Annotated in this window: 19 protein-coding genes; 9 read left to right on the top strand and 10 right to left on the bottom strand. The window is 74.2% G+C overall.

All coding sequences use genetic code 11. The features are described from left to right. Nucleotides 1-24: 24 nt before the first annotated feature. Together ACGH52_RS33270 and ACGH52_RS33265 are read right to left on the bottom strand one after the other, a co-directional pair. Nucleotides 25-1,239: an acetyl-CoA C-acetyltransferase gene (locus tag ACGH52_RS33270; RefSeq protein WP_059297179.1), complete on the bottom strand. Its 1,215-nt coding sequence runs from the start codon at nt 1,237-1,239 to the stop codon at nt 25-27. An 11-nt stretch (nt 1,240-1,250) separates the two neighbouring features. Beyond that, entirely contained in the window at nt 1,251-2,441 is a 1,191-nt protein-coding gene (locus ACGH52_RS33265) for a CaiB/BaiF CoA-transferase family protein (RefSeq protein WP_210974779.1), read from the bottom strand. 206 nt (nt 2,442-2,647) lie between these two features. Here ACGH52_RS33265 and ACGH52_RS33260 point away from each other — a divergent pair, with 206 nt between their 5' ends. Continuing rightward, on the top strand, nt 2,648-3,838 hold the full coding sequence (locus ACGH52_RS33260; protein ID WP_121701740.1) for a trans-acting enoyl reductase family protein: 1,191 nt from the start codon (nt 2,648-2,650) through the stop codon (nt 3,836-3,838). Between the two features lie 60 nt (nt 3,839-3,898). On the opposite strand, the gene mmpA is transcribed toward ACGH52_RS33260, so the two are convergent. Beyond that, complete coding sequence (gene mmpA / locus ACGH52_RS33255) at nt 3,899-4,045, bottom strand: morphogenic membrane protein MmpA (RefSeq protein ID WP_076977577.1); 147 nt, start codon at nt 4,043-4,045, stop codon at nt 3,899-3,901. Between the two features lie 168 nt (nt 4,046-4,213). Between mmpA and ACGH52_RS33250 the strand changes: the two genes are divergently transcribed. Then, on the top strand, nt 4,214-4,408 hold the full coding sequence (locus tag ACGH52_RS33250) for a hypothetical protein (RefSeq protein ID WP_104636724.1): 195 nt from the start codon (nt 4,214-4,216) through the stop codon (nt 4,406-4,408). On the opposite strand, the gene ACGH52_RS33245 is transcribed toward ACGH52_RS33250, so the two are convergent. Then, nucleotides 4,396-5,097 (bottom strand): endonuclease V, encoded by a 702-nt coding sequence (locus ACGH52_RS33245; protein ID WP_121701739.1) that lies wholly within the window; start codon nt 5,095-5,097, stop codon nt 4,396-4,398. The two genes, ACGH52_RS33250 and ACGH52_RS33245, sit on opposite strands and share 13 nt — an antisense overlap. 41 nt (nt 5,098-5,138) lie before the next feature. Between ACGH52_RS33245 and ACGH52_RS33240 the strand changes: the two genes are divergently transcribed. Beyond that, nucleotides 5,139-5,435 (top strand): YciI family protein, encoded by a 297-nt coding sequence (locus tag ACGH52_RS33240; RefSeq protein WP_076977403.1) that lies wholly within the window; start codon nt 5,139-5,141, stop codon nt 5,433-5,435. Nucleotides 5,436-5,445: 10 nt separating this feature from the next. Here the strand turns inward: ACGH52_RS33240 and ACGH52_RS33235 are convergent, their stop codons facing one another. Then, nucleotides 5,446-5,775, bottom strand: a complete 330-nt coding sequence (locus ACGH52_RS33235) for a plasmid stabilization protein (RefSeq protein ID WP_076977402.1) — start codon at nt 5,773-5,775, stop codon at nt 5,446-5,448. Between the two features lie 72 nt (nt 5,776-5,847). Then, on the bottom strand, nt 5,848-6,894 hold the full coding sequence (locus ACGH52_RS33230; RefSeq protein WP_399946964.1) for a WD40/YVTN/BNR-like repeat-containing protein: 1,047 nt from the start codon (nt 6,892-6,894) through the stop codon (nt 5,848-5,850). Nucleotides 6,895-7,222: 328 nt separating this feature from the next. Here ACGH52_RS33230 and ACGH52_RS33225 point away from each other — a divergent pair, with 328 nt between their 5' ends. Continuing rightward, a complete protein-coding gene (locus ACGH52_RS33225; RefSeq protein ID WP_121701736.1) occupies nt 7,223-7,639 on the top strand; it encodes an SsgA family sporulation/cell division regulator in 417 nt (138 codons plus the stop codon). Nucleotides 7,640-7,672: 33 nt separating this feature from the next. On the opposite strand, the gene ACGH52_RS33220 is transcribed toward ACGH52_RS33225, so the two are convergent. Continuing rightward, nucleotides 7,673-8,344 (bottom strand): GPP34 family phosphoprotein, encoded by a 672-nt coding sequence (locus ACGH52_RS33220; RefSeq protein ID WP_399944786.1) that lies wholly within the window; start codon nt 8,342-8,344, stop codon nt 7,673-7,675. A gap of 299 nt (nt 8,345-8,643) precedes the next feature. Between ACGH52_RS33220 and ACGH52_RS33215 the strand changes: the two genes are divergently transcribed. The 4 genes from ACGH52_RS33215 (at nt 8,644) to ACGH52_RS33200 (ending at nt 14,625) form a co-directional block, all read left to right on the top strand. Next, nucleotides 8,644-10,278: an ABC-F family ATP-binding cassette domain-containing protein gene (locus ACGH52_RS33215; protein ID WP_399944783.1), complete on the top strand. Its 1,635-nt coding sequence runs from the start codon at nt 8,644-8,646 to the stop codon at nt 10,276-10,278. Between the two features lie 10 nt (nt 10,279-10,288). Beyond that, a complete protein-coding gene (locus ACGH52_RS33210) occupies nt 10,289-12,550 on the top strand; it encodes an ATP-binding cassette domain-containing protein (RefSeq protein ID WP_399944779.1) in 2,262 nt (753 codons plus the stop codon). Nucleotides 12,551-12,665: 115 nt separating this feature from the next. Then, a complete protein-coding gene (gene ddaH / locus ACGH52_RS33205) occupies nt 12,666-13,442 on the top strand; it encodes a dimethylargininase (protein ID WP_121701732.1) in 777 nt (258 codons plus the stop codon). 208 nt (nt 13,443-13,650) lie between these two features. Continuing rightward, entirely contained in the window at nt 13,651-14,625 is a 975-nt protein-coding gene (locus ACGH52_RS33200) for an acyl-ACP desaturase (protein WP_076977395.1), read from the top strand. Between the two features lie 50 nt (nt 14,626-14,675). On the opposite strand, the gene ACGH52_RS33195 is transcribed toward ACGH52_RS33200, so the two are convergent. Then, a complete protein-coding gene (locus ACGH52_RS33195) occupies nt 14,676-18,041 on the bottom strand; it encodes a hypothetical protein (protein WP_399944774.1) in 3,366 nt (1,121 codons plus the stop codon). Nucleotides 18,042-18,159: 118 nt separating this feature from the next. Beyond that, nucleotides 18,160-18,405, bottom strand: a complete 246-nt coding sequence (locus ACGH52_RS33190; RefSeq protein ID WP_076977393.1) for a WhiB family transcriptional regulator — start codon at nt 18,403-18,405, stop codon at nt 18,160-18,162. Between the two features lie 192 nt (nt 18,406-18,597). Here ACGH52_RS33190 and ACGH52_RS33185 point away from each other — a divergent pair, with 192 nt between their 5' ends. After that, nucleotides 18,598-19,383, top strand: coding sequence for a VOC family protein (locus tag ACGH52_RS33185; protein ID WP_399944771.1), 786 nt, complete (start codon nt 18,598-18,600; stop codon nt 19,381-19,383). A 92-nt stretch (nt 19,384-19,475) separates the two neighbouring features. Here the strand turns inward: ACGH52_RS33185 and ACGH52_RS33180 are convergent, their stop codons facing one another. Then, nucleotides 19,476-20,519 carry a LacI family DNA-binding transcriptional regulator gene (locus ACGH52_RS33180; RefSeq protein WP_399944768.1) on the bottom strand — a complete coding sequence of 348 codons (1,044 nt, stop codon included), beginning with the start codon at nt 20,517-20,519 and terminating at the stop codon, nt 19,476-19,478. Nucleotides 20,520-20,663: the final 144 nt, after the last annotated feature.

Here is a 20,663-nt window from a genome sequence, read left to right as displayed (position 1 = left end):
GCCGTCGTATCCGTCGGGAGGGGGTCAGATGCGCTCGACGATGGTGGCGATGCCCATGCCACCGCCCACGCACAGGGTGGCGAGGCCGTAGCGCTTGTCCTGGCGCTCCAGTTCGTCGACGAGGGTGCCCAGGATCATCGCGCCGGTGGCGCCGAGGGGGTGGCCGAGCGCGATCGCGCCGCCGTTGACGTTGACCTTGTCCAGCGACAGGCCCATGTCCTTCGCGAAGCGCAGGACGACCGCCGCGAAGGCCTCGTTGATCTCGACCAGGTCGATGTCGTCGATGGTCAGCCCGGCCTTGGCGAGCGCCTTGCGGGTGGCCGGGGCGGGCCCGGTGAGCATGATGGTGGGCTCGGAGCCGGAGACGGCGGCGGAGACGATCCGGGCGCGCGGGGTGAGTCCGTGGCGGTCGCCGACCTCCTTGGAGCCGATGGCGACCAGCGCGGCGCCGTCGACGATGCCGGAGGAGTTGCCCGCGTGGTGGACGTGGTCGATCTTCTCCACCCAGTGGTACTTCTGCAGCGCCACGGCGTCGAAACCGCCCAGCTCGCCGATGTCGGCGAAGGACGGCTTGAGCTTCCCGAGGGAGTCGGCGGTGGTGCCGGGACGCGGGTGCTCGTCGTGGTCGAGGACGGTGAGACCGGCGCGGTCCCGCACCGGCACGACGGAGCGCTCGAAGCGGCCCTCCTTCCAGGCGGTGGCCGCGCGCTCCTGGGACAGGGCCGCGTACTCGTCGACGTCGCGGCGCGAGAAGCCCTCGATCGTGGCGATCAGGTCGGCGCCGATGCCCTGGGGGACGAAGTTGGTGGCGAGGTTGGTCATCGGGTCGTTGAACCAGGCGCCGCCGTCCGAGGCCATCGGGACGCGGGACATGGACTCGACGCCGCCCGCGAGGACCAGGTCCTCCCAGCCGGAGCGCACCTTCATGGCCGCCATGTTGACGGCTTCCAGGCCCGAGGCGCAGAAGCGGTTCTCCTGGACGCCCGCCACGGTCTCCGGGAGTCCGGCGGCGATGGCCGCGATGCGGGCGATGTCGGAGCCCTGGTCGCCGACCGGGCCGACGACACCGAGCACGATGTCGTCCACGGCCGCCGGGTCGAGGCCGGGGAAACGGGCGCGGATCTCGTGGATGAGGCCGACGACCAGGTCGACGGGCTTCGTGCCGTGCAGGGCGCCGTTCGCCTTGCCGCGTCCGCGCGGGGTGCGGATCGCGTCGTACACGTACGCTTCGGTGCTCACTGGCAGGCCTTTCACTGAGGGTTGTGCACTGCGGGATCGGGGAGGGAGGCCGGGGGCGGGGCCGCCCAGCCGGGGGTCAGCCCCCAGTCGCGGACCACGGCCGCGGTGTCGGCGCCGGGCAGGGCGGGCCCGGTGCGTACGGCGGTGGGGGTCGCGGAGAAGCGGGGCGCGGGGGCGGGCTGGGTGATGCCGTCGTGGTCGGTGAAGGTGGAGCGGGCCGCGAGGTGCGGGTGGTGCGGGGCCTCGCGCAGCGACAGGACGGGCGCCGTACAGGCGTCGGAGTCCGCGAAGACCGCTGTCCACTCGTCGCGGGTGCGGGTCCTGAACCGGGCGGCGACGGCCGCCCGCAGCTCGGGCCAGCGGGCCATGTCGTCGCGGGCCGGTGCCAGGTCGGGGATGCCGAGGAGCCGCGTGAACTCGGCGTAGAACCGGGGCTCCAGGGCGCCGACCGCCATGTACCGGCCGTCGGAGGTCTCGTAGGTGCCGTAGAAGGGGCAGCCGCCGTCGAGGAGGTTGGCGCCGCGCCGGTCCTGCCAGCTTCCGGCGGCGAGCATGCCGTGGATCATCGTGGAGAGATGGGCGGTGCCGTCGACGATGGCGGCGTCCACGACCTGCCCGGTGCCGCTCTCGCGCGCGTGGTGCAGGGCGGCGAGGACGCCGACGACCAGGTAGAGGGAGCCGCCCGCGTAGTCGCCGAGGAGGTTGGCGGGGGCGGTCGGGGGCCGGTCGGGGTCGCCGGTCATGCCGAGGGCGCCGGTGAGCGCGATGTACCCGATGTCGTGTCCGGCGCGCGGGGCGAGCGGGCCTTCCTGGCCCCAGCCGGTCATCCGGCCGTACACGAGGCGCGGGTTGCGGGCGTGGCAGTCCCCGGGTCCGACGCCGAGCCGTTCGGCGACGCCGGGGCGGTAGCCCTCGATCAGGACGTCGGCGCGTTCGACGAGGTCGAGGACGCGGGCCGGACCGTCCGCCGCCTTGAGGTCGACGACCACGGAGCGCTTGTTGCGGTTGGTGACGTCGTGGGCGGGGTCGATGCCGAGGCCGGGCCCGCCGGGACGGTCGACGCGTACGACGTCGGCGCCCAGGTCGGCCAGGAGCATGGCGGCGAAGGGTCCGGGACCGATACCGGCCAGCTCGACCACGCGCACACCGGCGAGCGGGCCCTCGGTGCCCGGCGTCCGCGTCGGCGTCTCCGCTTGCGACATTCAGCCCCCAGTCTGTGACACAACCGATGTAACACCAGTGATGCTAAGAACGTGTTCCACTGGGCACAAGACCCGGGCGAGCAAGCGCTTAGCCCATTATGGTGCAGGCTCCTCTCCTGGGCGCGCGTTCCTCACGCTAGCCTCGGCCACCGGCAACGGCGCGTGCTGCGGACCCAGGGGTTGCCGACGGGTGACGAAGGGATGTCATGAGCAGGCTGAAGGCGGCCGACCGGCCGTACGACATCGTGCTGTTCGGGGCGACGGGGTTCGTCGGCGAACTGACCGCGCGGTACCTCGCCGCGCACGCACCGGACGGACTGCGCTGGGCGATCGCCGGCCGCGGCGAGGAGAAGCTGCGCCGCCTGCGCGAGCGGCTGACCGGTGCGACGGGCACCGCGGCGGACGTCGGCGTGCTGCTCGCGGACGTGTCCGATCCGGCCTCCCTGCGCGAACTCGCCGGGCGGGCGCGCGTGGTGGCCACGACGGTCGGCCCCTACGTCCAGTACGGCGACGCGCTGGTCGCCGCCTGCGCGGAGGCCGGCACGGACTACCTCGACCTCACCGGCGAGCCCGAGTTCGTGGACCTGACGTACGTCCGCCACGACGCCCGCGCGCGGGAGACCGGTGCCCGTCTGGTGCACGCCTGCGGCTTCGACTCCGTCCCGCACGACCTCGGCGTGTACTTCACCGTGCGTCAGCTGCCGGAGGGTGTGCCGCTGAGCGTGGACGGCTTCGTCCGGGTCGGCGCCACGTTCTCGGGCGGTACGTTCGCCTCCGCGCTCGGCCAGTTCGCGCGCGGCCGCGCGCTGCGGGCCGCCGCGCTGGAACGCCGGCGGCACGAGCCCCGGCTGGTCGGCCGCCGCGTGGTGACGCCGGCGGGGGCGCCGCGGTTCGCCGGGGAGGTGGGGGCGTGGGCGCTGCCGCTGCCGACCGTGGACGCGCAGATCGTGCGCCGGTCCGCGAAGGCCCTGGACCGCTACGGCCCGGACTTCCGCTACCGCCACTACGCGGCCGTACGGCGGCTGCCCGTCGCGGTGGGCGGGGTGGCGGCCGTGGGCGCGCTGCTGGCGGCGGCCCAGGTGCCGCCCGCGCGGCGCTGGCTGTCCGGGCGGCTCGCGCCGGGCGAGGGACCGAGCGCCGAGCGGCGGGCCAAGAGCTGGTTCTCGGTCCGCTTCGTGGGCGAGGGCGGCGGCCGGACGGTGTACACCGAGGTCGCGGGCGGCGACCCCGGGTACGACGAGACGGCCAAGATGTTCGCCGAGGCGGCGCTCTGCCTCGCCCTCGACACCCTGCCGCCGACGGCCGGGCAGGTCACCACGGCCGTGGCGATGGGCGACGCGCTGACCGAGCGGCTGCGGGCGGCGGGCATCGGCTTCCGGGTGGCCGCGACCCGCTGACGGTCCGTTCCGCGAGGCGGACGGCGGTGCGGCGGTGCGGCGGTGCGGCGGTGCGGCGGCCTAGCCGGACCATCCGGCGATCGTGTAGATCATCCCGCCGATCCAGGCCAGCCCCGCGCCCACCGCCAGCACCAGCCCGACGACCACGGTCCGCTCGACGGGGCGGCCGGGCCGGGCCGAGTACTTGGGTGCGCGGTGTGTCGTCATGCCGTCCACCCTGCCGGGCCGCGGGCGGCGGCACATCCGTACGGATACTCAGCTCCGCCTGAGCGCCCGGACCGGCCGATTTGAGACTTACAGGGCGCCCTTCACGGTGTGATCGGGCATCGTGCGCGGCAAAGTGCCAAAAAGGAGTTCAATGAAACCCTTGAAGGCATGAAGTTCCTTCTCGAAGTCACCATGGACGAGGGCGCCCTCGCCGAGGACCCCGCGGGCGAACTGCAGCGGATCCTGCGGTACTGGGGCGGCAACCTGAAGCACTACGCGCTGCGGCCCGGCGACGGCTCGGCGGTCTACGACTCGGCGTACCGGGAGGTGGGCCGCTGGAGCATCGCGGATCAGGCCGGGTAGGCGGCGTCCCGCAGGGCCGCGCGGCACCGGGCGTCGGCCCTGCGGGTGGTCTCCGGCAGCCGGTAGGCGGGTGTCAGGGCCAGGGTGTGGGCGCAGGCCTCGGCGAGGCCCACCCGGTGCCCGACGGAGACGAAGACCGGCTTCACCCCGTCGCGGGTGCGCACCGCGCGCCCGACCTCCTCCGCCCCGGCGAGCAGCGGGGACGTACTGCCGCGCGGGGTCTGCGGGTCGTCGTACGTGAAGGTGAACGGGTTCTTGGCCACGCCGATCGTGGGCAGGCCGGTGAGCACGCCCAGGTGGCTCGCGAGGCCGAAGCGGCGCGGGTGGGCCAGGCCGTACCCGTCGCACACGACCAGGCCGGGCGGGCAGGGCAGCGCCTCCAGGGCGGCGAGCACGGTCGGGATCTCCCGGAAGGCCAGCAGACCGGGCACGTAGGGGAAGGAGATCCGCCCGACGGCCGTGGCCTCGGCGACGACGGCGAGGGTCGCGGCGTCCAGCACGACGGCCGCCGCGGCGACGACGTCGCGTTCGTCGTCGTAGGCGACGTCCACGCCGGTCACCAGGCCGGTGCCGGGCGGCGGGCCGGGCTCGTCGAGCACCACGCGGGCGCGCAGTTCGTCCTGGACCGCCCGGGCCCGTTCCTCGGTCGTGGGCCAGTCGGCGGGGGTCTGCGCGCTCACGGTCGTCATGGTGGCCGCCAGCCTAAGGGAGCGCGAGTAGGCTCGCGATCATGTTCGTACTGGAGCTGTCCTACACCGCCCCGCTCGACGCCGTCGACGCCGTGCTGCCGGACCACGTGGTCTGGCTCGACGGGCTGTACGAGCAGGGCGTGTTCCTGGCGTCCGGGCGCAAGGAACCCCGCGACGGCGGGGTGATCCTCGCCGTCGCGGGGGACCGTGCGCGGATCGAGGAGATCACCGCGGGCGACCCGTTCGTCCGGGCGGGCGTGTGCGAGTACCGCGTCACCGAGTTCGTCGCCACGAAGACGGCGCCCGCGCTGGAGCGCTACCGGGAGACGCTCGGCTGAGGGCGTCGGCTCACTTGCCGAGCGCCTGGCGCAGCTCGCCCTTCTTCATGCTCGAACGACCTTGGACGCCACGGCGCTTGGCCTCCTCGTACAGCTGGTCGTAGGTGGGTCCCTGGGGTCCCTGCCGGTTCCCGGACCGCTGGCCGCCGCGCTTGCTCGGCGACTTGTCCTGCGTCGAGGTACGGCTGGCGGTCTTCGACTCGCCGGACTGCGCGCGCTCCTTGTTCACCGTCCGCGCCGCGATCTCCTTGGCGCGGCCGGTGCTCTCGCCGCGGTCCTTCGCGCTCTTCTTGATGTGCTCGTACTGCCGCTCCCGCTTGGAGCTGGAACCGCTCGGCATGTCCGCTCACTTCCTCTCACGTTCAGCGAACGGTTACCCACGTTACGGACAAACACCCCCGCCCGCCCGGCGTCAGCGCTCCAGCCGGGCGACCCGGCCCTGCTCGCCCGCGGCCCAACAGCCCAGGTCCGGGGTGCAGTCCACGGTGTCGTAGGACCCGGTGTCGACCGTCCGCCAGGTGTGGCCGCCGTCCGTGGTGAGGTCGGTGCCGGTGGGGCCGACGGCGAGGGCGGCGCTGCGGCTGTGCGGCAGCCAGGCCACGCCGGAGCGGTAGGCGGGCGGCGGCCGGTCGGCGGGGCGCCAGGTGCGGCCGGTGTCGGCCGTCCGGGCGGCGGCCCGCGGTGAGGACTGCTCGGGGCGGTAGTCGCCGCCGACGGCGAGGCCGTGGGCGCGGTCGCGGAAGGCGAGGCCGAAGACGCCGCGGGCGGGGTCGCCGGCCGGAATCGGGGCGTCCGTGGCCGTCCAGGTGAGCCCGCGGTCGGCGGAGTGCAGAACGCGCGCGCGTGCGGCCCCGCCGGTGGCCAGCCACACGTCCCTCGGCCCGGCGGAGACCAGGCACTGGCCACTGGCCGCGAAGCCGGCCTCCCCCGTCTGCGCGGCCGGCATTCCCGCGGCGGGCAGCACCTTCCAGGAGCGGCCGCCGTCGCTGGTCGACAGGATGCGGAACCTCCCGTCCACCGGGTCGCTCATGGCGAGGCCGTGCCGGCGGTCGAAGAAGGTGAGGCAGTCGTAGAAGGCCCGCGCGTCGGTGTTGCGGAAGGACTCCGTCCAGGTCGCCCCGCCGTCGTCGGTGCGGTAGACCCGGGACGCCTCGCCCTCGCCGATGGACAGGACCACGGCCCGGCGGGCGTCGAAGGCCTCGATGTCCCGGAACTCCAGTTCACCGGCACCGGGCGGGGAGACGTCGCGCCAGGTGCCACCGCCGTCGGTGGTGCGCAGGACCGTGCCCCCGGTACCGGCCACCCAGGCGGTGTGCCGGCTGACGGCGGCGAGCCCACGGAACCGGACGTCGGAAACCCCGGTGTCCTTCACGTCCCACTGCGGCCGCGGGTGCGCCTGGGCGGGTACGGCCGTCAGCGCGGCCAGCGCCGCCGCGCAGACCGCCCCCGCGAGCGCCACCCGCCCGGTACGCCTGCCACCGGCTCGAACGGACCGTACCGTGCGTCGCGTGCTTCCCAAGCGCCTCATGGCGGGCGAAGCTAGCCCACGGCCCGCGCGCCGTCCAGAGGGCCGCGACCGTTCACGCGCGGGGTGCCGGGCGGACCCGCAAGTGCCCCGCGGGGCACGGGAGGAGAGGCGTGTCACTCCTGGGCCCTCCCGGGCATGAACGCGGTGACAGAGGTCACTCGCTCGTCGTGTGCACGGATGGGCTGATTCCGACGTCTCTTCAAGTGTCCGGCCCGCACCATCCGCGAAGCCCGTCCAGCCGTCACGAGGGAGCAAGGCGTTGTCCACCGTCATCGATCAGCCCGTCGAGGCGCGTCTCGTCGCCGCCGCGCCGCGTATGCCGAACATCCCCGCCACCCTGCACTACGACCGCGCCGACCCGTTCGCCGTCCGCATGACCTTCCCGGCCCCGGCCACCCTGGAGGGCGTGGAGGTCTGCTGGACCTTCTCCCGCGACCTGCTCATCGCCGGGATGCGGGAGCCGGACGGCCACGGCGACGTCCGGGTGCGCCCGTACGGGTACGACCGCACCGTCCTGGAGTTCCACGCGCCCGAGGGCACGGCCGTGATCCACGTCCGCTCGGGCGAGCTGCGCCGGTTCCTCCGCGCGGCCGACGAACTGGTGCCGGTGGGCCGGGAGCACCTCCAGCTGGACCTGGACCACGACCTGGCGGAGCTGATGCGCGGCAGCTGCTGACCCGCTCCCGGGTCCCGCGGCGCCGGACGCCGCTCAGCCGCGCGCGGACGCCGGGGTCCGCGCGCTCTCGTCGCTCACCGCGTCCCACACCTCACTCACGATCTTCCGCATGCCGGGTGCGGCACTCGCGCACCGCCGGGCCAGCTCCGTGGTCCGGTCCCGTCCGCGCACCCCGCCCACCGTGTCCCGCGGGATACCCAGTCCGGCGGCGGCCGCCAGCGCGGCCAGGGCCGCGTCCCGCTCGGAGACCTCCCCGGCCGGCACCGGCCCCTGGAGGACGGAGCGCGCCTCCTCGCGCAGCGCCCGCGCCACGGCGGCCCGCGCGAGCACGTACTCCACGGACGGGAACACGCCGAGCACGCGCTTCTTCTCGGCCCGCAGGTACCCCTCAGCCACCAGTTGCTCCCGCACGGCGTCGAAGGTGACCCGGGCGTGCAGCCGCACCCAGGTGCGCCACCGGTGCGGCAGCGACTCGCGGACGAGTTCGAGGAGCCCGTCGAGGACGGCGTCCCCGGTGCGGGAGTCGAGGTCGGCGGGGGTGGCGATGCCCTCGTCGTCGGTGAGCAGACCGCGCTGGGCCAGTTCGGTGAGCGCGCCGGCGCGCACCAGGTGGTGGACCCGGGCGGTGTCGGCGGCGGTGGACCCCGCGGGGTCCCAGGCCAGCAGGCAGAGCCGGGCCGGCAGTGAGAGCGAGCCGTTGGGCACGGGGGCCTCCTCGGGTTCCGCGTAAATGCGTTGACAGGCCAACCGGGTCTTTCCTAGATTCGACATCGCTTCTGTTGCCGCCGATTGGAGAAGGACGTTGCTCGTCTGAGGTCCTGAGACACCGCGTCACACGTATCTCACGTGTGTACGCCGCGTGCGACCTCGGCGTCCGAGCCGTCCCAGCCTCTGACGGAGCAGGGCTTCCTTCGTGCCCTCCCCTCGCCCGACGGCGGCCGCCCGCTTCCGGTGTCTCGATACGCGTTTGCCCCTGACCGCTTCGAGCAACCGCGGAGACCCGTATGTCTCATTCCCCCACTTCCCTCGTCTGTACGTCCCTGTCCTTCGCCTGGCCCGACGGCACCTCCGTCTTCGAGGGGCTCGACGTCGCCTTCGGTCCCGGCAGGACCGGGCTCGTCGGCGTCAACGGAGCAGGGAAGTCGACCCTGTTGAAGCTGATCGCCGGGCGGCTCACCCCGGCCGACGGCACCGTCCGGGTGGCCGGCGAGGTGGGCTACCTGCCGCAGAACGTCACGCTCGACACCGCGCTGCGGGTCGACGAGGCCCTCGGCATCGACGCGCGGCGGGCCGCGCTGCACGCCATCGAGGCGGGTGACGTGGGCGAGGAGCACTTCGAGACCGTCGGCGACGACTGGGACGTCGAGGAACGCGCCCTCGCCACGCTCGGCGAGCTGGGACTGGGCCACATCGGCCTCGACCGCACCGTCGGCGAGGTCTCGGGCGGCGAGTCGGTACTGCTGCGGCTGGCCGCGCTGCTGCTGCGCCGGCCCGACGTCCTGCTCCTGGACGAGCCCACCAACAACCTCGACGTCTACGCCCGCCGGCGGCTGTACACGGCCGTCGAGTCCTGGCCGGGCGTGCTGGTCGTGGTCAGTCACGACCGCGAGCTGCTGCAACGGGTCGACCAGATCGCCGACCTGCGGTCCGGCTCGGTCACCTGGTACGGCGGCAACCTCACGGCGTACGAGGAGGCACTGGCCGTGGAACAGGAGGCGGCCGAGCGCATGGTGCGGGTCGCCGAGTCGGACCTGCGCAGACAGAAGCGCGAACTGGCCGACGCCCAGGTCGTCCTGGCCCGGCGCAGGCGCTACGGGCAGAAGATGTACGACACCAAGCGCGAGCCCCGGGCCGTGATGAAGCTGCGCGCCCGCACGGCCCAGCAGTCGGCCGGCAAGTACCGCATCATGCACGAGGAGAAGCTCGCCGAGGCGAAGGAACGGCTCGACGACGCGGTGGAGGCCGTGCGGGACGACGACGAGATCCGCGTCGACCTGCCGTACACGGCCGTGCCGCCGGGCCGGACCGTGCTCACCCTGCGGGAGCTGGAGCTGGCCCACGGCGCCCGGGTGACGGGCGGCCTCGATCTGCACGGCCCCGAGCGGATCGCGCTGGTCGGGCGCAACGGGGCGGGCAAGACCACGCTGCTGCGCACCGTCGCCGGGGAGCTGGCGCCGGTGGCGGGCGAGGCGACGGCGCACGTGCCGCTGCGGTTCCTGCCGCAGCGCCTCGACGTCCTCGACGACGAGTTGAGCGTCGCCCAGAACGTGGCCCGGTTCGCGCCGGGCGCCACCCACAACCGGGTCCGGGCGCGGCTGGCCCGCTTCCTGTTCCGGGGCGCCCGCGCCGACCAGCGGGCGGGGACGCTGTCCGGCGGCGAACGCTTCCGGGCGGCGCTGGCGGCGCTGATGCTGGCCGAGCCCGCGCCGCAGCTGCTGATGCTGGACGAGCCGACCAACAACCTGGACCTGGCGAGCGTGCGGCAGCTCACCAGCGCGCTGGAGGCGTACGAGGGGGCGCTGATCGTGGCCAGCCACGACCTGCCGTTCCTGGAGTCGCTGGGCATCACGCGCTGGCTGCTGTTCGCGGAGGGAGAACTGAGGGAAATCACGCCAGAAGCTGTCGGGTATCCCGCCTAGCGTCCCTCGCATGAGCGAGTTCATCAGCATCACCGGGGCCAGGGAGAACAACCTCCAGGACGTCACACTCCGCATCCCGAAGGGTCGGCTGACCGTGTTCACCGGCGTTTCGGGATCGGGCAAGTCGTCGGTCGTGTTCGACACGATCGCGGTGGAGTCGCAGCGCCAGCTGAACGAGACGTTCCCCTGGTTCGTGCGCAACCGGCTGCCCAAGTACGAGCGGCCGCACGCGGACGCCCTGGAGGACCTGACCCCCGCGATCGTCGTCGATCAGCGGCCGGTCGGCGGCCACTCCCGGTCCACGGTCGGCACGATGACCGACATCCACTCGGTGCTGCGGGTGCTGTTCTCCCGGCACGGCACCCCCAGCGCCGGAGGGGCGACGGCGTACTCGTTCAACGACCCGTCGGGCATGTGCCCCGGCTGCGACGGCCTGGGCCGCACGGTGCAGCCCGACTGGGACCGGATCCTGGACCCGGCCAGGTCGCTGGCCGACGGAGCGGTCCGCTTCCCGCCGTTCGCGGCCGGGACCTGGCAGGGGCAGACCTACACCAACACGGAGGAGCTGGACACCGGCAAGCCGGTCGGCGACTTCACGGAGGCCGAGCGCGCCTTCCTGATGCGCGGGCGGCCCGGCGGCAGCAAGGTCACCGTCAGCGGCTCGGGCGGGACGTGGAGCACCGACTACGAGGGGCTCGCCGACCGGTTCGAACGGCTGTACCTCAAGCGGGACCTGTCCGGCATGAGCGAGCGGACCCGGGACCTCGTGCGCGGCTTCCTGGTCGAGGCCCGCTGCCCCGACTGCGGCGGGGCCCGGCTGAACGCGGCCGCGCTCGCGACCCGGATCGACGGGCGCTCCATCGCCGACTGCTCGCGCATGCAGATCACCGACCTGATCGCCGTACTCAAGGAGATCGACGACCCGGTGGCCCTGCCCGTCGCCGCCGCCGCGGTGGCCGCGCTGGAGCGGGTGGAGGCGATCGGCCTGGGCTATCTCAGCCTCGACCGGGAGACCGCCACCCTGTCCGGCGGCGAGGGGCAGCGGCTGAAGACCGTCCGGCACCTCGGGTCCAGCCTGACCGGGATGACGTACATCTTCGACGAGCCCAGCGTCGGTCTGCACCCGCGGGACGTCGGGCGCCTCGGCGACCTGCTGCTGCGGCTGCGCGACAAGGGCAACACCGTGCTGGTGGTCGAGCACGACCCGGACGTCGTCGCGCTGGCCGACCACGTCGTCGACATGGGGCCGCGGGCCGGTGCCGACGGCGGGCGGGTGGTGTTCGAGGGAACGCCGGGCGAGCTGGCCGCGTCGGACACGCTCACCGGGCGGTGCCTGGGGCGGCGTACGGCGGTGAAGGAGACCGTGCGGACGGCGACCGGTGAGCTGTGGGTCAAGGGCGCCGACCGGCACAACCTGCGGGATGTGACGGTGGCGTTCGCGACCGGGGTGCTCACCGCGGTCACCGGCGTCGCCGGGTCGGGCAAGAGCACGCTGGTCGCCGCGCTGACCGCCGCCCACCCGGACGCCGTGGTCGTCGACCAGTCGGCCATCGGCATCTCGGCCCGCTCCACCCCGGCGACGTACCTCGGGATCATGGACACGGTGCGGAAGATCTTCGCGCGGGAGACCGGTGCCGAGCCGGGGCTCTTCAGCTTCAACTCGGCGGGTGCCTGCGGCACCTGCGAGGGGCGCGGGATCATCCACACCGACCTCGCCTTCATGGACCCGGTGACGACCACCTGCCACGACTGCGAGGGACGCCGCTTCCGGGAGGAGGTGCTGCGGCTGACGATCGACGGCCGGTCCGTCGCCGACGTGCTCGCGATGACCGCCGACCAGGCCCTCGGCTTCTTCTCCGACACCGGCGTACGCCGTCGGCTGCGCGCCCTGCGCGACGTCGGCCTCACCTACCTCACCCTCGGGCAGCCGCTCTCCACGCTCTCCGGCGGGGAACGGCAGCGCATCAAGCTGGCCACCCGGCTGCACCGCACCGGCGCCGTCTACGTACTGGACGAGCCGACCACCGGACTGCACATGTCGGACGTGGAGGGGCTGCTCGCCCTGCTGGACCGGCTGGTGGACACCGGCAACACGGTCGTGGTGGTCGAGCACAACCTGGAGGTGGTGGCGCACGCCGACCGGGTGATCGACCTCGGCCCGGACGGGGGGCGGGACGGCGGCCGGGTGATCTTCGAGGGCACCCCGCGCGAGCTGCTCGCGGCCCGCGGCTCCAGCACCGCGGAGCATCTCAGGAGGGCTACGAGGGGCTGACGGGGGTTCCGTCCGCCCAGGTCCCCGCTGCATGATGGCGAACCGGCGCCCGTCACGGGCGCGCCCCCTCCGGCGCCCGACCCGCGCCGGTCCGCGCCGACACGAAAGGTCCCGCGTGCCCAGCAAGAAGGCCCTCGTCCGCCGCCCCAGCCCCCGGCTCGCCGAGGGGCTGGTGACGCACGTCGGGCGGGAGGAGGTCGACCACGACCTGGCCCTGGAGCAGTGGGACGCCTACGTCGAGGCACTCGGAGCGCACGGCTGGGAGACGCTGGAGGTGGATCCGGCGGACGACTGCCCGGACTCGGTCTTCGTCGAGGACGCGGTCGTCATGTACCGCAACGTCGCGCTGATCACGCGGCCCGGCGCCGAGTCGCGGCGCGCGGAGACGGCCGGTGTCGAGGAGGCCGTGGCCCGGCTCGGCTGCTCGGTCAACTGGATCTGGGAGCCGGGCACCCTCGACGGCGGCGACGTCCTGAAGATCGGCGACACGATCTACGTGGGGCGCGGCGGGCGGACCAACGCGGCCGGTGTCCAGCAGCTGCGGGCGGCGTTCGAGCCGCTGGGCGCCCGGGTGGTCGCGGTGCCGGTGAGCAAGGTGCTGCACCTGAAGTCGGCGGTCACGGCGCTGCCGGACGGGACGGTGCTCGGGCACATCCCGATGACGGACGCGCCCTCGCTGTTCCCCCGGTTCCTGCCGGTGCCGGAGGAGTCGGGGGCGCATGTGGTGCTGCTCGGCGGGAGCAAGCTGCTGATGGCGGCGAGCGCGCCGAAGACGGCGGAGCTGCTCGCCGACCTCGGCCACGAGCCGGTGCTCGTGGACATCGGGGAGTTCGAGAAACTCGAGGGCTGTGTGACGTGCCTCTCGGTCCGGCTGCGGGGGCTGTACGCCTGAGCAGGGTGCACCGGCGTCCGTACGGCCGTTGGACCTGCGGGTCTCGGGGCCTCGCGGGGTACCGCCGGACGGCGGCTGATCAGCGACCTTTACAGTGCGTTTAACCTACGCTCTCGTAACCTACGGTTTCGTAGCCTACGATCCCGTAGGTTCCCCGGCACCGCTCGCCGGCCGCACCGCACTGTCGTACGTCCCCCTGGAGTTATTCGTGACGATCGTCTCCCCGCACCTCGGCACTTCCGCAGAATGGACCGACGCCCGGCTGCTGTACGCGCTGGAGGAAGTGGTCGAGAAGGAACTCAACCGTCATCTGCAGGTCGCCAAGGACTGGATGCCGCACGAGTACGTGCCGTGGAGCGACGGCCGGAACTTCCCGGGGATCTTCGAGGACGGAGAGGCCTGGGAGAAGGGCCAGTCCAAGGTCACCGAGATCGGCCGGATCGCCCTCGTGGTGAACCTCCTGACGGAGGACAACCTCCCCAGCTACCACCACGAGATCGCCAGCCTCTTCGGCCGCGACGGCGCCTGGGGCACCTGGGTGCACCGCTGGACGGCGGAGGAGGGCCGGCACGGCATCGTGATGCGCGACTACCTGCTCGCCTCGCGCGCGGTCGACCCGGACAAGCTGGAGCAGTTCCGCATGGCCCACATGAGTGAGGGCTTCGAGTCGGACAACCGGCACTCGATGCTGCACTCGGTGGCCTACGTGGCCTTCCAGGAGCTGGCCACCCGCATCTCGCACCGCAACACGGGCCACCAGTCCGGCGACCCGGTCTGCGACCGCATGCTGGCCCGCATCGCGACCGACGAGAACCTGCACATGGTCTTCTACCGGAACCTGCTCAAGGCGGCCTTCGAACTGGCACCCGACCTGACGATGCAGGCGGTCCGGGACGTGGTCGTCAACTTCCGGATGCCCGGTCACGGCATGCCGGGCTTCGAGCGGGCCGCCGCGCAGATGGCGATCGGCGAGGTCTACAACCTGCGCATCCACCACGACGACGTGATCCAGCCCGTGCTGCGCTTCCTGAAGATCATGGAGATCGACGGCCTCGGTCCCGACGGGCAGGCGGCCCAGGAGGAGCTGGGGCTGTACATGGGCGGGCTGGACGCCGAGGCGTCCAAGTTCGACGAGAAGCTGGCGGCGCGCAGGGCCCGGATGGCGGCCCGCGCCGCGGGCTGACCGCACCCGGTCCCCGTTCCCCCACCCGGTTTCCGCGCGCCGACCCGGCGTCACTCGTAGACCGTCGTCTCCTCCAGCGCCGCGTCGCGCACGTCGGGGACCGGGTGCCGGCGCAAGGCGCGCAGCAGTTCCCGCCAGGGCGCGGGCCAGTCCTCGCGTCCGCCGAGCGCTCCGGTGACGGCGACGGCCATCAGCCCGTGGGCGTGGCCGCCGTGCTCGGCCAGCGCCCTGGCCTCGGCGAGCAGCACGGCGGCGTCGCCGGGCAGTTCCCGGCGCTGCAGGCGTTCGCCGACCTCCTCGGCGATCCGCGCGGCGAGCGCCGGGCGGTCGGAACCGACCAGAGCGGCCAGCCGGTCCAGGCGGGGCGGTACGGCGGTGAGGTCGACGTGGGCCGCCGCGAGCCCGGCGGCCCGCGCCACGTGGGCGTCGTACCCGCAGAGCAGTTCGGCGGCGGCGCGGGCGACCGGGCGGACCGCCGCCTCGGAGCGGAAGCCGGTGGCCCCCAGCCCGGAGACGAGGTATTCGACGCGCTGCCGGGCGGGCTGGTCCCGCCGCTCCCCCGCGTCGTCGTCCTCCGCGGTCTCCACCCCGGCGAGCGCGCGCAGGGTGTCCAGCAGGCCCGACCTTCCCTCCGGAGCGCTCAAGGCCGCGCTGACCAGTGCGTTCGCCGCCGCGTGCCAGGTGCCGCGGTTCGCGAGGTCCGTGACGGCCGCGGCCAGCACCGCGGCCCCCTCGGCCGACCAGGGGATCCACTGGCCCAGGGCGTGGAAGGCGAGGAGCGCGGTGGCGGGGTCGTCCTCGGTGGCGGCGACCTCGCGCACCAGGCGGGCGTACCGGCGGCGGTGCGCCTCGGGCAGGTGCTGCGGCACCGTCCGCAGCAGGGCGGCCCGCAGCACCGGAGCACCGCCCGCGGCGTCGTGCAGCAGGTCCCAGACCTCCTCGCGCGCGAGGAGCCCCGCGGCGAAGGCGACACAGGCGGCGCGTACGTCCGGGTGGGTGTCCGGGCGGGCGTAGACCTCGGTGATCAGGGCCGCCGCGTCCGGCACGGGGAGGCGGGCCGCGGCGAGCCGGACCGCTTCCTTGCGGCTGGTCACCTTGGTGTCCGACGCCCCCAGCACGTCCCGCAGGGCGCCCGCGAGGCGGGACGGGGGCGCCTGCCGGGACGCCTGGGTGACCGCGTACACGGCCACCCGGGCCCGGTCTCCTCCGGCGTGCGCCAGCAGCTCGGGCAGCGCCTCGGCGGCCCGGTCGGTGCGGGCCAGGGCGGCGAGCGCGGCCTCGGCGAGGACGACGTCCGCCGCTGCGGTCCAGCGGCGTACGAGGTCGGCGCCGTCGTCGGGCACGGCGGCCGCCCGGGCGACGGCGTTCGCGCGCGCGTGCAGCGGCAGTCCCGCGTCGGCGGCCAGGGCGGCGCACTGCCGGAGCAGCGCGGCGTGCTGGCGCGGCACCCACCGGCTCACCTCGTGCGCGGCCACGGGTACGGACCAGGGGGTGCCCTTGGTCAGGAAGCGGCCGTACGGAGGGGTGGCGGCGAGCAGCGGGTCGAGCAGGTCGGTGCGGCGCCTCACGAGCACGGCGCGCACCGGTTCCAGGGCCGCCGCCGAGGGTTCGTGGGCGAGGACGCGGGCCGCCCGTTCGTCGCGGGTGGCGGAGGGTTCGAGCCAGAGGCCGATCGCGGTGCGCGCGGTCGTGTCGTTGCCGTAGCGGACGGCCTGCCACAGCATGTCCTGGAGTTCCGCCATTTTGGCGGCGCGCGGGCCCACCGCGCGGGCGAGCGCGAAGACCAGACCGTAGTCGGCCTTCTCGGCGCCCGCCTCGATCCACGGGCGCAGCGCCTCGTACACCTGGTGCTCCTGGCCGCGCCGCAGGGTGCGGTCGAGGCGGCCGAGGTCGGCGCCGCCCGTGGTGCCGGATATCCGGACGAGGGTGCGCAGGGACCAGTTCACCAGCGTGCGGGTGCCGCCCGCCGCGTGCTCGCACAGCACGGCCAGGGCGAGTTCGCCGAGCGCCCGGCGGGTGTGGGGCGAGGAGTCGCGCGCCTCGACGGCGTCGGTGGCCAGGCGGGCCAGGTGCTCGGCGGCGTCCTCGGTGAACAGCGCGGCCGGGACGGTACGCACCGCCCACAGCGCGGCGCACCGCACCGGGTCCTGTTCGTTGCGCAGCCGCGTCATGTCCTCCAGCACGGCGGTGACGGCCGCCGGGTCGCCGGAGCGCGCGGCGTTGCGGATCAGCAGCGGCCAGGCCCGCGCGCGGTCGTCGGCGTCCGGGCGCCGGGTGGCGGCCAGCAGGCCGTCGTGCGCCTCGGCCACCGGGAGGAAGGACTCGGCGAGGAGGATCGTGTTCTCGCCCGCGCCCGCCTCCCGCGCGCGTGCGGCGGCCGTCCGGGCCTCGTGCGCGGCGTGTCGGCGCGGCAACACGTCGAGCAGTGCCTCGTCGACGCCGATGGTGCCGCCGGTCCCCCGCCCCTCGCCCACGGCCGTCCACAGGGCGTGGCGCCGGGCGGGCGGGAGCGCCTTCAGCAGCTTCGGAAGGTAGCCGAGGGGCAGCAGGGTCCGGGCGTAGGCGACGAGTTCGGGCGAGTCGGCGCGGGTCAGCCGGTGCAGCACCGTGCGTCCCAGTCCGCGCGCGCCGATGACGGAGGCCCAGGCAGGCGTGAGCAGCAGGCGCAGTACGCGCCGCGGATCGGCGCCGGCGAACGCGGGAAGGAGGCCGCGCAGTGCGTGCGGCAGGCGGCTGGGTCCCCGCTCCTCCAGCATCCGCAGCACCCGCGCGGGCTCGGCGGGTGCGAGCGTGGCCACCGCGGGCGCGTACCGGCGCCACCAGTCGTCGCGCAGGGCCTCGGGCCGGGCGTTCAGGTCCGCCTCCAGCACGGCGAACAGTGTCGCGCGGTGCCGCTTGGCCAGCGGGTTCCAGGACTGGACCGCGTAGAGGAGACCGGGCAGCAGCCGGGCGGCCTTCGGCGTGGTGCAGCCCGGCAGCAGACGGGTCGCCTCGGTGTCGCCCCAGTCGCGGCGCACCTCGTCGACGAGCCGGTCGGCGAGGGCGGTGCGTCCACCGGCGGCGACGGCGCGCAGCAGGCTCCGGCGGACCGCCTCGGGGGCGTCGTCGAGCCCCGCCTCGAAGGCGGCGTCGGGCACGCCCAGCTTGTCGGCCGCCCGCAGGGCGTGGCCGCGTACGTACGGGTCGGGGTCGGCGATCCGGTCCGCGATCCACCGGGTGTCGCGGACGGCGGACGCGGCGACGACGGCGAGCCGGCGTCCGTACGCTCCGTGCCGTTCCAGCTCGGTGAGGAGGGCCCGCGCGTCGGCCGACTCCCTCGCGCGCGCCACGAGTTCCCGCATGCGCCGCGGGTGGGCGAGCGGATCGAGGGCGTGCAGCAGGCTCTCGGCCTCGTGCTGTGCGGCGGTTCGGGACATGCCGGGATTCTGCCTGGCGGAACGGGTCCGGCACAGCGAATTACGGCGGGCGCGCTCGGGTGCGGCTCGGGCGTGTGGCAGAGGCGGGCGGCTCAGGCGTGTGGCACAGGCGTGCGGCTCAGGGTGCGGTGCGTCGCAGGGCCAGCCGCTCCTTCTCCGACAGGCCGCCCCAGACGCCGAAGCGCTCGTCGTTGCTGAGCGCGAACTCCAGACAGGTCGAGCGGATCGGGCACAGGGCGCAGATCCGCTTCGCGTCCCGTACGGAGCTGCCGGGCTCGGGGAAGAAGAAGTCTCCCCCGGTCTGGGCGCACAACGCCTCCTCCTGCCAGCTGAGGTCGGGCGTCGCGATGGTCTCGGTGTGCATGCGCAGCAGCGTGCCTTGGGGTGAAAAACGTTCGATCAACGCGGTATCAACGCCGTGCGTCCGCCGCCCCCAGCCGATCAGATCGTCCTCCGCCGCGCACGGCGGCGCACGGCGGCGCGCGGGAGCGGTTGTCAGTGGTCGGTGGAAGACTCGTGAGAGCAGGCAACGGGGACCATTCCGAGGAGGGCGATCATGCTCACCACCCGTTTCGTCACCGGCGCTCCGAACTGGCTGGACGTCGGCACCTCCGACCTCGACGGCGCCACGTCGTTCTACGGCGGCCTCTTCGGCTGGCGGTTCCGGTCGGCGGGGCCGGAGGCCGGCGGTTACGGCTTCTTCGAGCTGGACGGCCGGATCGTGGCCGGCGGCATGGGGACGACGCAGGAGCAGGGCCCGCCGTCCTGGACCGTGTACTTCCAGGTCCCGGACGCCCAAGCCGCCGCCAGGGCCTCCGAGCAGGCGCACGGCGGTGTCCTAGTGCAGCCGATGGACGTCATGGACCAGGGCACGATGGCGATCCTCGCCGACCGGGCCGGGGTGCCGTTCGGCCTCTGGCAGCCGGGGCGGCGCGGCGGGCTGGACGTGGTCGGCGAGACGGGCGCGCTGTGCTGGGTCGAGCTGCACACGGCGGACATCGCGGCCGCCGCCGCGTACTACCGTGCGGTGCTCGGCCTGGAGACCTCCGCCGTCTCCTTCCCCGGCGGCTCCTACACCTGCGTCAATCCGGCCGGTGAGGGCGAGGAGGCGATGTTCGGCGGCATGGTGCCGCTCGCCGAGGACCCGGCGGACACGGACCCCGGGTGGCTGCCGTACTTCGCGGTCGACGACGCGGACACCACGGTCGCCCGCACCAAGCAGCTGGGCGGCACGGTACGGATGCCCGCGACGGACATCGAGGGCGTCGGCCGCGTCGCCCACCTCGCCGACCCGTACGGCGCCCGGTTCGCCATCCTCAGGCCTGCGCCGGGCGAGGGGTAGGCGCAGGCACAGGGGGCGCCGGGCGGGGGCGCGGGTGGGCGGGTCCCTTCGGGCTTGGGGGGCGTGTGGGGAAACGCCGTGGCGTGACCGGCTCACGCCGTGGCGCGGTGGACCAGGGTGGTCGGCAGGATCACGCCGGGTGGGGCGGGGGCCGGTGCTTCCGCGCCGTCGGTCGTCCCGCCGTCCAGGCCGCGCAGCAGCAGGCGGGCCATCAACCGGCCCATCCCCTCGATGTCCTGGCGGACGGTGGTCAGCGGCGGCTCGGTCTGCTCGGCGACGGGCAGCATGTCGTCGAAGCCCACCACGGCCACGTCCTCCGGCACCCGTCGCCCCCGCTCGCGCAGCACGCGCAGCGCGCCCGCCGCGGTGAGGTCGTTGGCCGCGAACACGGCGTCCAGGCCGGGGCACCGGTCGAGCAGTACCCGCATCGCCCGCTCCCCGCCGCCCGAGGTGAAGTCCCCCCGCGCGATCAGCCCCGGGTCGGCGTCCGCCCGGACGTCGCGGAAGCCCTCGAGCCGGTCGGCCGCGGAGGTCTGGTCGAGCGGGCCGGTGATGTGCGCGATGCGGGTGCGGCCGAGCCCGGCCAGGTGGTGGACGGCCGAACGGGCGCCGCCGCGGTTGTCGCTGTCCACGTAGACCACGTCGTCGCGTCCGTCGTCCCAGTCGGGCCGCCCGCCGAAGACGGTCGGCACCCCGGCGCTGCGGACGAGGCCGGGCAGCGGGTCGTGCAGGTGCAGGGAGAAGACGAGGGCGCCGTCGACGTGTCCGCCGGCGAGGTAGCGCCCGACGCGGGCGTGGTCCTCGCGGCCCTCGGTGAGCAGCAGCACGAGCTGGTTGTCGTGAGCCGTCAGTTCCTTGCTGATCCCGCGCAGTTGCTGGGCGAAGTAGGGGTCGGCGAAGACCCGTGTCTCCGGTTCCGCGGCGACCACGGCGACGGCCTGGTGCCGCCGGGTCACCAGGGAGCGGGCGGCCTGGTTGGGTACGTATCCGAGTTCCTCCACCGCGCGCCGGACCCGCTCGGCCAGCGCGTCCCGCACCCCCTGGGCACCGTTGACCACGCGGGACACGGTGGCCCGCGAGACCCCGGCGCGCTCGGCCACGGCCTCGAGCGTGGGGCGCGGCGCGGTCTCGGTCACGTGCGGCTCCTCCTCGGCGGCTGCGGCTCAGAATAGCGGCAGGCCGCGGCGCGGGAGGGGGCGCTCCGGGGACCGAAAACGTTCTTGCGGGGAGGCGGGTGCGGTCGTCAGCATGGGCCTATGTACTGGAGAACGGTCCACGAC

Source organism: Streptomyces sp. BBFR25, from assembly GCF_044590125.1.
Classification (GTDB): Bacteria; Actinomycetota; Actinomycetes; order Streptomycetales; family Streptomycetaceae; genus Streptomyces; species Streptomyces canus_D.
Note: the sequence above shows the minus strand (reverse complement) of the source record. Positions and strands in the feature narration are given on the sequence as shown.